Raw genomic sequence first — 13,918 nt, forward strand, 5'->3', positions numbered from 1 at the left:
GGAAAACCGAGATGCGTGCACTTCGCACCGCTGTGATGGCGCTCGCCATCGGCACGGCCGGCATGACGGCTGGTCGTGCCGAGACGCCGGTGATGGGGACCGGTTCGGCCTTCGCCGCGCCGATCTACATCAAATGGGCCGAACAACTGAAAGCGGCAAAAGGTGTCGCGATCAACTACCAGCCTTCGGGATCGTCGGTCGGGCAACTCCAGGTGCTGAAGGGCCTGACGGATTTCGGCGCGTCGGATGTGCCGATGGAGGACAGCAAACTGAAGGAAGGGGACATCATGCAGTTCCCCACCGTCGTCGGCGGCTACGCCGTCGTCGTCAACATTCCCGGAGTCCTTCCCGGCAAATTACGGCTCACCGCGCCCGTGCTGGCTGACATCTTCATGGGCGGCATCAAATCGTGGGATGACCCGCAGATCGTGCAGCTCAATCCCAGTCTCGCGCTGCCCAACCTGCCGATTTCGCTGCTGTATCATGCGGGCGGCTCGGGCGGCACCTACGCGATCTCGCGCTATCTGTCGAAGAACAGCGCAGCATGGCGCGACAGGATGGGGATCGGCATGACGCTGAGCTGGCCGGTCGGCGCCGGCGTCAAAGGCAGCTACGGCGCGGCCTCGACGGTGCCGATGACGCCTGGCGGCATCGGCTATGCCGAACTGTCCTACGTCACCGCCAACAGTCTTGCGACCGTGCAATTGCAGAATAAGGCGGGGCGGTTCGTGCTGCCGAACGGAAGCAGTTTCGCGGCCGCTGCCGAGAGTGGCGATTGGTCGGTGCCAAACTATGCGGTCGATCTCACTGACATGCCCGGCGAGCAGGCCTGGCCGATCGTCACCGCGACCTTTGCGCTGGTGCCGCGAAGTCCTGCCAAGCGCGCCACGTCGGCCGCCGTGCTGGACTTCTTTCGATGGGCCTACGCGCATGGCGACGGCATCGCGCGGTCGCTGCAGTTCGTCCCTCTGCCGGGCAAGGTCAAAGCCGACATCGTCAAGCATCTGATGATTTGAATGGACCGAAATGAGCAACAAAAAAGCGCGGCCCGCAGGCCGCGCTTTTGATGATTGAAGCCGTTGTCGGAGCGATCAGGCCGCCGTCGACTGTCGCTTGTCCTTGGCCTCGGTGGCTTCGTCGCGGCGGATCTCGGACAGCTTCTTCTCGACCTGTTCGGAGAACACGTACTGCGCCGGGCGCTGCTTCGACATGTCGATCTCCGGCGCCATCGGGCCCGAGGTCTTGATGCCGCGGAGCGCCACCCAGGCGGCCTTCAGCGGATTGTTGAGCGAGGCCATCGCCGCGGTCGGCTCGTAGCCGCAATGCGCCATGCAGTCCGCGCACTTCTCGTACTTGCCGGTGCCGTAGGAATCCCAATCGGTGGTTTCCATCAGCTCCTTGAAGGTCTTGGCGTAGCCTTCGCCGAGCAGATAGCACGGCTTCTGCCAGCCGAAGATGTTACGTGCCGGCATGCCCCAAGGGGTGCACTCGAACTCCTGATTGCCGGCCAGGAAGTCGAGGAACATGCTGGAGTGCATGAAGCTCCACTTCTTGCCCTTGCCGCGCGCGAACACCTCGCGGAACAGGTTCTTGGTCTTGGTGCGGTTGAGGAAGTGCTCCTGGTCCGGCGCACGCTCATAGGCGTAGCCCGGCGAGATCGACACGCCGACGCCGAGCTCTTCGGTGAAGTCCATGAACTTGGCGATGTCCTCGGCGGCGTAGCCGTCGAACACCGTGCAGTTGACGTTGACCGTGAAGCCCTTGGCCTTGGCGGCCTTGATCGCCGCGACGGCGCGGTCGAAAACGCCCTCTTGCGACACCGCCTTGTCGTGGTGCTCCTTCAGGCCGTCGAGATGCACCGAGAAGAACAGATAGGGCGACGGCTCGAACAAATGCAGCTTCTTCTCGAGCAGCAGCGCGTTGGTGCACAGCGACACGAACTTCTTGCGCGCCACCAGACCGCGCACGATCTCACCGATCTCCTTGTGGATCAGCGGCTCGCCGCCCGGGATCGCGACCATCGGCGCACCGCATTCCTCGGCGGCGTCCCAGCACTCCTGCGCGGTCATCCGGCGGTTCAGGATCGCGTCGGGGTAGTCGATCTTGCCGCAGCCGGCGCAGGCGAGGTTGCAGCGGAATAGCGGCTCCAGCATCAGTACCAGCGGATAACGCTTCCGCCCGAGCAGCTTCTGCTTGAGCAGATAACCGCCGATCACCAGTTCCTTGTGAAACGGAATAGCCATTACGAAATCTTCTCTTTCACGGCATGTCGGTTGGGGCGGATCAGGCGGTCGCCAGCTCCGCAGGCAGAACGAATTCGATGTTTTCTTCACGGCCCGGCAGCACCGAGACGGTGACCGGGACGATCCGGCGCAGCGCTTCGATCACGTCGTCGACCAACACTTCCGGCGCGGACGCGCCCGCGGTGATGCCGACTGCTTTCTTGCCGTCGAGCCAGGCCGGGTCGAGTTCGCTGCCGTCGGCGATCAGGTAGCTCGGGATGCCGGCTTCGGTGCCGATCTCCCGCAGCCGGTTGGAGTTCGAACTGTTGTTGGCTCCGACCACCAGGATCAGGTCGACCAGCTTGCTCATCTGCCGCACCGCCGATTGCCGGTTTTGCGTGGCATAGCAGATGTCGCGGGTGTCCGGGCCTTCGATATCGTGGAATTTCTTTGAAAGCGCTACGATGATGTCTTTGGTGTCGTCGACGCTCAGCGTGGTCTGGGTGATGTACGCCACCGGGGTTTCCGGCGGCAGCGTCAGCGCCGCGACGTCCTCGAGGTTCTGTACCAGCAGCACCGGGCCGGGAACCTGACCCATCGTGCCTTCGACTTCCGGATGGCCGGCATGGCCGATCAGGATCAGGGTGCGGCCCTTCGACGTATAGCGCTTGCCCTGGTTATGCACTTTGGTCACGAGCGGGCAGGTGGCGTTGAGCACCGGCAGGTCGCGCGCCGCGGCCTCTTCCTCGATGCTGCGGGCGACGCCGTGGGCGCTGAAGACGGTCACGGCCTTCGGCGGAACTTCCGACAGCTCCTCGACGAAGATCGCGCCTTTGGCCTTCAGGCTCTCGACCACGTATTTGTTATGCACGATCTCATGCCGCACATAGACCGGCGGACCGTACTTCTCCAGCGCGCGCTCGACGATCTCGATCGCACGCACCACGCCAGCGCAGAAACCACGGGGTTGGGCAAGGAACACTTCGAGGGGGCGGACTTCAGACAAGGGGCACCACGCTCATGATTGTTCGGTCTCCTGGCAGCACGTCGCATTCCCGTAGCATGATCTAGCTGGTATGGGGACACCCGCAACCGCAAGGGACGCAGGGGACTTATTGGCGCAGTGCAGCACGCAATGCAAAACGCCCTTGGCAATCTGGCCTGGTGAGATTACTTCCGCGCACACACCTCCGCCGGCTTGTTTTCGGCCATTTTGTCCAGTCCTTGGTCGCAGAACCATAAAAACCAGTTCGATCGACTCGGAACCCGGCGGGGTGGCCGTATTTTAGGCCAGCCGGTAGCAATAGAAAGAGTGAATGTGCTGAAAAGTGCCATCGTCTCCATTGTCAGAGCCAGCACCCGTTTTGCGGCTTTTACTGTGCTGATCGGCGTATTTCTCGCAGTTGCAGCAGGTTTCTATACTTACCAACATTTCGGGATCAACACAGACATCAATCATTTGATCTCGTCTGATCTCGACTGGCGCAAACGTGATATCGCGTTCGAGAAGGCCTTCGACCAGGAACGGCTGATCCTGGCGGTCGTCGAGGCCCCGACGCCGGAGTTCGCGAATGCCGCGGCGGCCAAGCTCACGGCCGAATTGTCCAAGAATAACATCAACTTCGACTCGGTGAAGCGGCTCGGCGGCGGGCCGTTCTTCGACCGCAGCGGGCTGTTGTTCCTGCCCAAGGACGAAGTTGCCAAGGCGACCGGCCAGTTCCAGCAGGCGGTTCCGCTGATCGAGATCATGGCCGGCGATCCGTCGATCCGCGGCCTGACCGCGGCGCTCGAGACCGGTCTGGTGGGTCTGAAGCGCGGGGAACTGACGCTCGATTCGACTGCGAAACCTTTCAATGCCGTCGCCGCGACGGTCGAGGACGTGCTCGGCAAGCAGCAGGCGTTCTTCTCCTGGCGGGGCCTGGTCAATCCGGAACCGCTGACCGACGGCGACAAGCGTGCCTTCATCGAGGTCAAGCCGATCCTCGACTTCAAGGCGCTGGAACCCGGCAAGGCCGCCACCGACGCGATCCGTCAGGCCGCCGTCGACCTCAAGATCGAGCAGGACTTCGGTGCCCGGGTGCGGCTGACCGGTCCAGTGCCGATCGCCAACGAAGAATTCGCCACCGTCAAGGACGGCGCCGTGGTCAACGGCATCGGCACCGTCGTGGTGGTGCTGCTGATCCTCTGGATGGCGCTGCATTCCTCCAAGATCATCTTCGCGGTGGCTGCCAATCTGGTGATCGGCCTGTCGATCACCACCGCGGTCGGCCTGATGCTGGTGGACTCGCTCAACCTGCTGTCGATCGCGTTCGCGGTGCTGTTCGTCGGCCTCGGCGTCGATTTCGGTATCCAGTTCAGCGTCCGCTATCGGTCGGAACGCCACAAGACCGGCGACCTCGATAAGGCGCTGGTGCAGGCCGCCGAATACTCCGCGGTGCCGCTGTCCCTGGCGGCGATGTCGACCACGGCGGGCTTCCTGTCGTTCCTGCCGACCTCCTACAAGGGCATCTCCGAACTCGGTGAGATCGCCGGCGCCGGTATGGCGATCGCGTTCTTCACCAGCATCACCGTGCTGCCGGGGCTACTGAAGCTGCTGAACCCGGCGGGCGAGAAGGAGCCGCTCGGCTACGCCTTCCTGGCGCCGGTCGATCACTTCCTGGAGAAGCACCGCATCGGCATCATCGTCGGCACGATCGGTGTCGCGCTGGCCGGCCTGCCGCTGCTGTACTTCATGCATTTCGACTTCAACCCGATCAATCTGCGCAGCCCGAAGGTCGAGTCGATCGCGACGTTCCTCGACCTGCGCAAGGATCCGAATACCGGTGCCAACGCCGTCAACGTGATGGCACCGTCCGAGCAGGCGGCCCGCGAGATCGAAGCCAAGCTCTCGAAGCTGCCGGAGGTGTCGCGCACCATCTCGCTCGACACTTTCGTGCCGCCGGATCAGCCGGAGAAGCTGAAGCTGATCCAGGCCGGCGCCAAGGTGCTGGAGCCCGCGCTCAATCCCGAACAGGTGGATCCGCCGCCGTCCGATCAGGACAACATCGCGTCGCTGAAGAGCTCGGCCGACGCGCTGTGCCGCGCCGCCGGCGAGACCACCGGACCCGGCGCCGACGCCTCGCGCCGGCTCGCTGCCGCGCTGACCAAGCTTGCGGGCGCCGATCAGGCGCTGCGTGAGAAGGCGCAGGACGTGTTCGTGCGGCCGCTGCTGCTCGACTTCGAGCTGCTGCGCAACATGCTGAAAGCGCAGCCGGTAACGCTCGACAACCTGCCGGCCGACATCGTGTCGTCGTGGAAGACCAAGGACGGTCAGATCCGCGTCGAGGTGCTGCCGAGCGGCGATCCCAACGACAACGACACGCTGCGCAAGTTCGCCGCCGCTGTGCTGCAGGCCGAGCCGCTGGCGACCGGCGGTCCGGTGTCAATCCTGAAGTCGGGCGATACCATCGTCGCCTCGTTCATCCAGGCCGGGCTGTGGGCGCTGCTGTCGATCTCGATCCTGCTGTGGATCACGCTGCGCCGGATAACGGACGTTGCACTCACCTTGGTACCGCTGCTGGTGGCCGGTGCGGTGACGCTGGAGATCTGCGTGCTGATCGATCTGCCGCTGAACTTCGCCAACATCGTCGCCTTGCCGCTGCTGCTCGGCGTCGGCGTCGCGTTCAAGATCTACTACGTGACCGCCTGGCGCTCCGGCCGCACCAACCTGCTGCAGTCGGCGCTGACCCGGGCGATCTTCTTCAGCGCCCTGACCACCGCCACGGCGTTCGGCAGCCTGTGGCTGTCGAGTCATCCGGGAACGGCCAGCATGGGCAAGCTGCTGGCGCTGTCGCTGCTGACCACGCTGGGCGCCGTGCTGCTGTTCCAGCCGGCCCTGATGGGCAAGCCGCGGCACATCGACGAGTCCGGCGACACCGATCTGTGAGTCGCAAAGTTCGGGGCGTCGGCGCGGGCCGAAGCCCCGGACCGGGACTTCGTCGGGGGAGGCGTTTTTCCCGCACCGGGGTGTTCCGGAGCATGAAATCGGCTTGAGACCGGCAAGCAAGGCGCGATTGCCGCAGGTGGCGTCACAGGGCTGGCGTCACCCCCCGCGATCGGACTATACCCACGTCCGGGGGTAGGGGTCGTGCGCCATGCGGGAGACGCCGTGACATCGGCATGTCACCCGCGCATCACAACTCTGAAAAGAAAGCTCGAGTGCGACGCACCGCCAGCCTTTTGTGTTGACGGCGGGTCCAACAAGCGACGTAAGTAGCCCATGTACCAGCCGAATTTAGATCTTGCCGAGATGTTCGCGGCGCGCGAAGCGCACCGCAGTTCGATGCACGCCCGGCATCTCAACGAGCAGCTCGTCCGCGTCCTCAAAACCATCGGCTACGACGTCGGCTTCCAGAAGGGCACCGGTCAGTACCTCTACGACCGTGACGGCGCCCGCTATCTCGACCTGCTCAGCGGCTTTGGCGTCTTCGCGCTCGGCCGCAACCATCCGGTGGTGCGCAAGGCGCTGCAGAGCGTGCTCGACGCCGACCTGCCCAACCTGGTGCAGCTCGATGTCTCGACGCTGGCCGGTATCCTGGCGGAGCGGCTGCTCGAGCATGTGCCGTATCTCGACAAGGTGTTCTTCGCCAATTCCGGCGCCGAGAGCGTCGAGGCCGCGATCAAGTTCGCGCGCGGCGCGACCGGGCGTAACGGCATCGTCAATTGCGACCACAGCTACCACGGCCTGACCTATGGTGCGCTGTCGCTGACCGACGACCAGAATTTCCAAGGCGGCTTCGGGCCCTTGCTGCCGGGCGTCACCACCATCCCGTTCAACGATCTCGAAGCGCTGGAGAAGGTGCTGTCGACCCGCGAGGTCGCCGCTTTCATCGTCGAGCCGATCCAGGGCAAGGGCGTCAACATGCCCACCGACGAGTTCCTGCCGGGCGCCGCGGCGCTGTGCAAACGCTACGGCACGCTGTTCGTCGCCGACGAGATCCAGACCGGCATGGGCCGCACCGGCCGCTTCCTCGCCGTCGAGCATTGGAACGTCGAGCCCGACATGGTGCTGCTGTCGAAAGCGCTGTCGGGCGGCCACGTCCCGGTCGGCGCGGTGCTGACGCGCAAGTCGATCTTCGACAAGATCTTCAACCGCATGGACCGCGCCGTGGTGCACGGCTCGACCTTCGCCAAGAACGATCTGGCGATGGCCGCCGGCATTGCGACGCTCGAAGTCCTCAAGGCCGAGAAGCTGGTCGAAGCCGCCGCCAAGCGCGGCGCCGAATTGCGGCTGGCGCTGACGCGCATGGTCCCTGGCTACGAGCTGCTCAAGGAAGTGCGCGGCAAGGGCCTGATGATCGGCGTCGAATTCGGCCCCCCGCAATCGCTGCGGCTGAAGGCGTCGTGGACGATGCTGGAAACCGCCAACAAGGGCCTGTTCGTCCAGCTGATCACGGTGCCGCTGTTCAAGGATCACAAGATCCTGACCCAGGTCGCGGGCCACGGCCTGCACACCATCAAGCTGCTGCCGCCGCTGACGATCACCGAAGACGACTGCGCCTGGATCGAACGCGCCTTCGACGACACCATCGCCGCCAGCCACAAGGTCCCGGGCGCGATCTGGTCGCTCGGCAAGACCCTGGTCGACAACGCGGTGCGCAAGTCGGCGTAGTTTCTCGGAAACGCGCCTACGCAATCAGGCGTCTGCAAAGTCCTGCAGAGCGGCGAGCAGACGCGCCGGCGCTTCCTGCGCGACGCAGTGGCCGACGCCATCGAACGCGATTCGGCTCGCGCCAGGTATCAATGCGCTCGCCCGCGCCGCCATCTCCTCGTAGATCGGCCAGGAGTGTTCGGCGGTCGCGATCCGCACCGGGCAGTTATTCAGCTCGCGCAGCCATCCGAATGGATTGCCGCGCGCGTCGCCGCGATAGACCTGCTCCATCGCCTCGAAGATCGGCCGCAGGATCTCGGTTTCAACGTCCGGACTGCACAGCAGCCGCACCCGGCCATCCGGCAGGTGCGCGAAGCCGTGGGTGATGTAGGCGCGCAGCGCGTATTCCGACCATGGGGCGAACGCCGGCGCGTTGCGGTAGCGTTCGAAAGCCGCGGCGGCGCTGGCGAATTCGCCCTGCCGGCGCCGCGCACCGGTGACCGCGGCCTCGGCCTGATCGCTTAGCCGCGCATCGCTGCCGGGAGCGACGCTCGGGTCCATCACCGTCGGCTCCATCACGAACAGACGGGCAAAGCGGTCGGGCAGCAGCTTGGCAGCGAGCAGCAGGTCGGTCGCGCCGGCGCTATGGCCGATGCCGTAGATGTTGGACAGTCCCAGCGTTTCGATCGCCGCGGCGAGGTCGGATGCAAAATCCGCGAAGTGATAACGGCCGGGCTTGTCGCTGGCGCCGTGGCCGCGGCGGTCGAGGGCATAGACCGTGTAGCGGGCGGCGAGGCCGTTCGCGATCTCGTCCCAGATTTCACCGACGAAGCCGGTGCCATGCAACAGCAGCGCGACTGGCTTGCCCGGATCGGCGGCGCCCCAACGCACCAGTGCGATCCGCACGCCGGCGTCATCGATCCAGAGGCGATGCCGATGGATCAGATCCATTACTTCCCATCCTCCAAAATCATCGTCGCGCCCTTCTCGGCGATCATCGCGGTGGGGGTGTTGGTGTTGCCGGAGGTGATCGTCGGCATGATCGAGGCGTCGACGACGCGCAGGCCATCGAGGCCGTGGAAGCGCAGGCGTTCATCGACGACCGCGAGCGGATCGTCGGCGCGGCCCATCTTGGCGGTGCCGACGGGATGGAAGATCGTGGTGCCGATGTCGCCGGCGGCCTTGGCGAGCGAGGCGTCGTCGTCGCCGACCGACGGGCCGGGCAGATACTCCTCCGGATGATACGTCGCCAGCGCCTGCTGCTTCATCAGCCGCCGTGTCACGCGGATCGCATCGGCGGCGACGCGGCAGTCTTCGGCGGTCGACAGATAGTGCGGCGCGATCGACGGCGCGGCGTCGAGCGCGGTGGATTTCAGCTTGATCTCGCCGCGCGAGGTCGGGCGCAGGTTGCAGGCGCTGACGGTAATCGCCGGGAAGCGATGCAGCGGATCGCCGAACTTGTCGAGCGACAGCGGCTGCACGTGGAACTGGATGTTGGCGCGCTCCTGATGCGGATCGGAGCGGGTGAAGATGCCGAGCTGCGACGGCGCCATGGTGAGCGGGCCGCGCCGGCGCAGCGCGTAGTCCAGCCCCATCCAGGCGCGGCGGGGCAGCGAGTGATAGATCTCGTTCAACGTGCGGCCGCCGCTGACCTTGTAGATCGCGCGCTGCTGCAGATGGTCCTGCAGGTTGCGGCCGACGCCGGGGCGGTCGAGCACCGGCTCGATGCCGAGCGGCTTCAGCCATTCGGCCGGGCCGATGCCGGAGCGATGCAGCACCTGGATCGAGCCGATCGCGCCGGCGCACAGCACCACCTCGCGGCGGGCGCGGGCTTCGACCGGCACGCCGTTCTGCAGGAAGCGGACGCCGACCGCGCGGCCGTTCTCGACCAGTACGCGGTCGACCACGACATTGGTTTCGAGCCGCAGGTTGGAGCGGCGCAGCGCAGGCTTGAGAAAGCCGCGGGCCGACGACCAGCGCCGGCCGCGCTTCTGATTGACGTGGAAGTAGCCGACGCCCTCATTGTCGCCGGTGTTGAAGTCGGCGCTGCGCGGGATTCCCATCTCGCAGGCTGCGTTCGCGACCGCATCGAGGATCGGCCATGACAGCCGCGCCGCCTCGATCCGCCAGCCGCCGCCGGCACCGTGATGCTCGCTGTCACCGAGGAAGTGGTCTTCGAGCCGGCGGAACACCTTGCGGACATCGTCCCAGCCCCAGCCGGTGAGGCCGAGCTGGCGCCAATGGTCGTAATCGGCGGCCTGGCCGCGCATCGAGATCATCGCGTTGATCGCCGACGAGCCGCCGATCACCTTGCCGCGCGGATAGGCCAATGACCGACCATTCAGGCCCGGCTCGGGCTCGGTCTTGAACATCCAGTCGGAGCGTGGATTGCCGATCGCGAACAGATAGCCGACCGGAATGTGAAACCAGATCCAGTTGTCGCGGCCGCCGGCTTCGAGCAGCAGCACCTTCCGGCTCGGATCGGCGGATAGGCGGTTGGCAACGATGCAACCTGCGGTGCCCGCACCCACCACGATGGTGTCGAATTCGCCTTCGATCCGTGCCGTCATCGAGTCCGCCCGTGCATTTTGTCGTTGCGCAGAGGCTTAGCGCCGCGGGCCGGCGCTGTACAGTTGCCGGAGCGGGACGGGGCGGTTAGCCTGCAGGCTTCGATAACTGGAGCCGCATCGTCTCATGCCCGTGATCAACCGCGTCGCCGATCTGCAGCCCGACATCGCGGCCTGGCGCCGCACGCTGCATCAGCAGCCGGAGCTGATGTACGACGTCGAAGGCACCGCTGCGTTCGTCGCCGAACGGTTGCGCGAATTCGGCTGCGACGAGGTGGTCACCGGGCTCGGCCGCACCGGTGTGGTCGGCGTGATCCGCGGTGCTCGCCCGGCCGGCACCGGCGATCTCAAGGCGATTGGGCTCCGCGCCGACATGGACGCGCTGCCGATCGTCGAGGCGACCGGATTGCCCTATGCCTCCAAGGTGCCGGGCAAAATGCACGCCTGCGGCCACGACGGCCATACCGCGATGCTGCTCGGCGCCGCGCGCTATCTTGCCGAGACCCGCAACTTCGCCGGCGATGCGGTGATGATCTTCCAGCCGGCCGAGGAGGGCGGTGCCGGCGCCGCGGCGATGATCGACGACGGCCTGATGGAGCGGTTCGGCATCGATCAGGTCTATGGCATGCACAACGGTCCCGGCATTCCGGTCGGTGCGTTTGCGATCAGCCCTGGGCCGGTGATGGCGGCGACCGATGCGATCGACATCCGTATCGAAGGCCATGGCGGCCACGCCGCGCGGCCGCATCTGTGCGTCGACCCGGTGCTGGCGGGCGCGCAACTGATCACCGCGCTGCAGGGCATCGTCTCGCGCAACGTCGATCCGTTTGAAGCCGCGGTGTTGTCGATGTGCGAATTTCACGCCGGCAACGCCCGTAACGTGATCCCGCAATACGCCGAGCTGAAGGGCACGGTGCGGACGATGACGGCCGAGGTACGCGACATGGTCGAGCAGCGCGTGCGCGACGTCGTCGCCGGTGTCGCCCAGGTGACCGGTACCAGGATCGAGCTCACCTACGAGCGCGGCTATCCGGTGCTGGTCAACCACATGGCGGAGACCGACGTGGCGATCCAGGTCGCGCGCGACGTTGCCGGCGAGGCCAATGTGGTGCCGCTGCCGCCGCTGATGGGCGCCGAGGATTTCGCCTACATGCTGGAGAAGCGGCCGGGCGCATTCGTGTTCATCGGCAACGGCGACAGCGCCGGGTTGCATCACCCGGCCTACGACTTCAACGACGAGGCGATTGTGTACGGCACCTCGTATTGGGTGCGTCTGGTCGAGACCCAGCTGGCGGCGTGACTGCGCCAATGTTCGCCTGCGTCGGTCCCCTTCAATGGCGTCATGGCCGGGCTCGTCCCGGCCATTCACGTCTTTTCCTTTGCGAGCCTTGAAGACGTGGATGCCCGCGACAAGCGCGGGCATGACGGAGTTTTGGGACGTCGCGTTCAGAACTGCGTACGCAGTCGTGTGGCGATCAGGTGGACTGGGCCGCGGTCGCGGTTGAACGCCGGGTTGGCGACGAACTGATAGTCCGCGGTCAACCGCCACGAATACACCGGCAGGCTGTAATAGGCTTCGAACACCTTCTCGTCGCCCGGGTTGGGCAGGCGGCCGTCGCCGATGATCGCGGTCAGGCCGCCGGCGTCGAGATATGCGATCCGCGACGCCGAGATGTGGTTGAGCAGGCCACCGATGCCGATGGTGTCGTCGGCGCGGCCCCACATCCGTCCCGACAGCGACAGGCCGGCCGACACAGTGCGGTCGGAATCGGTAAAGGCGTTGGTCTCGAGGTTTGGGCTGCTGAAGCCGGCGCGCGCGAACATGCCGATGTCGGCGGTGAGCTGCTGCTCCAGGCTGGCGGACAGGCCGGTCTTGGAGGTGTAGCGGCGCACGTCGGCGATGCTCGGCGTCGTGCCGGTCGCCTGCGCGGCACGGACCGCATCGGTGAAGTTGCCGAGCCGGGCGCGGTTGAGGAAGCCGGTGACCAGCACCTTGCCGGCAAGGCCCCACAGCTCGTGGCGATGTTCGAGTTCGCCGATCAGCTGGAACTGGCCGAAGCTGGAATCGAGGTCGGTACTGTTCGGCGTCTGCGGCAGATCGAACACGCCGCCGCGCACCGTCCAGGCGCCGGTGTACCACTCGACCGCGGTGCCGTAGGTGAACGCCCAGGCATCGGCCGCGTAGTCGAAGGTCAGCGCGTCGGCGAGGCCCCAATTGAGGAAGTCGACGCGCGGGTCATGGGCGTATTTGTTGACGTCGAAGATGTCGCCGACCGAGAACTTGCCGGCGGTGATCACGATCCGCTCGGCGGATTGCTTGCCGGCGAACTGGTTCGGCCCGCCCTGCACGGTCTCGACCGCACCGCCGAGATCGAGCGTCTGGCGGACGAAATAGCGCGGCACCCGCGCATACGGATAGTTGGCGCCGACCTTGTACGACTCCGCGCTCGGGAACGACGCGATGCCGAAGGTGCCGCTGAGGCCGAAGCCCTGATTGATCTCCGGATTGACCCAGAATTCGGCGCCGTCCCATAGCTTGGCGCCGATATAGAGCGTGGCGTCGAAGGTCTCGCGCGCTTGGTTCGGGGCGAGGCTGTTGGTGCCGCTATACGGCGAGCGGAAGCCGGGCGCGTATTGCCAGGTGAAGGTGCTCTGGCCATGCACCGCGAAGCGCTCCAGCTCCAGCGCATCGATGCCCTTGGTGAACACGTCGGACTTGGTCAGGTCCTCGCCGAGCCGATAGTTCAGGCCGAGCCGGACCGCATGGGTCAGTACGTCGGACGACACGCTCTGGCCGGCGATCGGGAAGCTGACGGTGCCGGAGCCGAACCCGGTCGCCAGATATTCGGCGCGTGCGCTCCAGGCCGGCGACAGCGGCACATCGACGCCGGCGCCGGCGGCCCAGCCGAGCCGCCACAGCAGCGCTGTCTCCTGCTGCGCGAGCGCCGGATCTGGCGGCCAGCGTAGCCGGTCGTAGCTCCAGGCAAAGCCGGCGGTGACGTAAGGCAGCCAGCCGCCAAACGCGTAGCCGACCCGGCCGCGCACGGTGCCGCCGAGCAGCGCCTGATGATCGTGGCCGCCGACCGTGCCCGACGGCAGGGTATTGCCGCCGAGGGTGTTGGGCGAATTGAGGTCGGCCTCGATGCCGATCAGCCAGCGCGACGGCAACATCCAGTTGTAGCCGGCCTGCAGCCCGATCACGTAGCTGCCAGTGCCCTTGAACAGCTGAAAGGCATCGAACAGATCGATCGAGCCGCTGCCGCCGGCGGGGGTGGAGCTCCAGTTGGAGTGACCGGCCACCGCGCTGAAATGCGCGCCGATATAGAACCCGCTCCAGTCGAACACCGCGCGCGGGGCCTCCGGCGCCTTGCGCGCGAGATCGGCCGCGCCGGCGGGCGCGGCGCAGACCGTGGCGGCAGTGAGGATCGGAAAGAGCAGAGTGTTTCGCACGCGCTGGATCGTCCTGGTATTCGATGCTGCGTCCCGTATCACAGCGATCG

General features: G+C 65.8%; 9 protein-coding genes. 4 read left to right on the plus strand and 5 right to left on the minus strand.

Going from position 1 to position 13,918, the window contains the following annotated elements:
* Positions 1-11: 11 nt before the first annotated feature.
* Positions 12-1,016, plus strand: a complete 1,005-nt coding sequence (gene pstS, locus VRZ08_RS13265) for a phosphate ABC transporter substrate-binding protein PstS (RefSeq protein WP_414532824.1) — start codon at positions 12-14, stop codon at positions 1,014-1,016.
* Between the two features lie 75 nt (positions 1,017-1,091).
* Here the strand turns inward: pstS and hpnH are convergent, their stop codons facing one another.
* Positions 1,092-2,243: an adenosyl-hopene transferase HpnH gene (gene hpnH / locus VRZ08_RS13270; protein ID WP_164574053.1), complete on the minus strand. Its 1,152-nt coding sequence runs from the start codon at positions 2,241-2,243 to the stop codon at positions 1,092-1,094.
* Positions 2,244-2,283: 40 nt separating this feature from the next.
* On the minus strand, positions 2,284-3,228 hold the full coding sequence (ispH, locus tag VRZ08_RS13275; protein ID WP_107345477.1) for a 4-hydroxy-3-methylbut-2-enyl diphosphate reductase: 945 nt from the start codon (positions 3,226-3,228) through the stop codon (positions 2,284-2,286).
* Positions 3,229-3,540: 312 nt separating this feature from the next.
* Here ispH and VRZ08_RS13280 point away from each other — a divergent pair, with 312 nt between their 5' ends.
* Entirely contained in the window at positions 3,541-6,147 is a 2,607-nt protein-coding gene (locus tag VRZ08_RS13280) for an MMPL family transporter (RefSeq protein ID WP_414532825.1), read from the plus strand.
* Positions 6,148-6,480: 333 nt separating this feature from the next.
* A complete protein-coding gene (gene hpnO, locus VRZ08_RS13285; protein WP_107356496.1) occupies positions 6,481-7,872 on the plus strand; it encodes an aminobacteriohopanetriol synthase HpnO in 1,392 nt (463 codons plus the stop codon).
* Between the two features lie 24 nt (positions 7,873-7,896).
* Here the strand turns inward: hpnO and VRZ08_RS13290 are convergent, their stop codons facing one another.
* Positions 7,897-8,802 carry an alpha/beta fold hydrolase gene (locus tag VRZ08_RS13290; RefSeq protein ID WP_414532826.1) on the minus strand — a complete coding sequence of 302 codons (906 nt, stop codon included), beginning with the start codon at positions 8,800-8,802 and terminating at the stop codon, positions 7,897-7,899.
* A complete protein-coding gene (locus VRZ08_RS13295) occupies positions 8,802-10,421 on the minus strand; it encodes a GMC family oxidoreductase (protein ID WP_414532827.1) in 1,620 nt (539 codons plus the stop codon). The genes VRZ08_RS13290 and VRZ08_RS13295 overlap by 1 nt, the downstream gene beginning before the upstream one ends.
* Before the next feature lie 124 nt (positions 10,422-10,545).
* On the opposite strand from VRZ08_RS13295, the gene VRZ08_RS13300 reads away from it, so the two are divergent.
* Entirely contained in the window at positions 10,546-11,718 is a 1,173-nt protein-coding gene (locus VRZ08_RS13300) for a M20 aminoacylase family protein (protein WP_414532828.1), read from the plus strand.
* 146 nt (positions 11,719-11,864) lie between these two features.
* On the opposite strand, the gene VRZ08_RS13305 is transcribed toward VRZ08_RS13300, so the two are convergent.
* Positions 11,865-13,868 carry a carbohydrate porin gene (locus tag VRZ08_RS13305; RefSeq protein WP_414532829.1) on the minus strand — a complete coding sequence of 668 codons (2,004 nt, stop codon included), beginning with the start codon at positions 13,866-13,868 and terminating at the stop codon, positions 11,865-11,867.
* Positions 13,869-13,918: the final 50 nt, after the last annotated feature.

It is taken from the genome of Rhodopseudomonas sp. G2_2311 (genome assembly GCF_047501505.1).
Classification (GTDB): Bacteria; Pseudomonadota; Alphaproteobacteria; order Rhizobiales; family Xanthobacteraceae; genus Rhodopseudomonas; species Rhodopseudomonas palustris_H.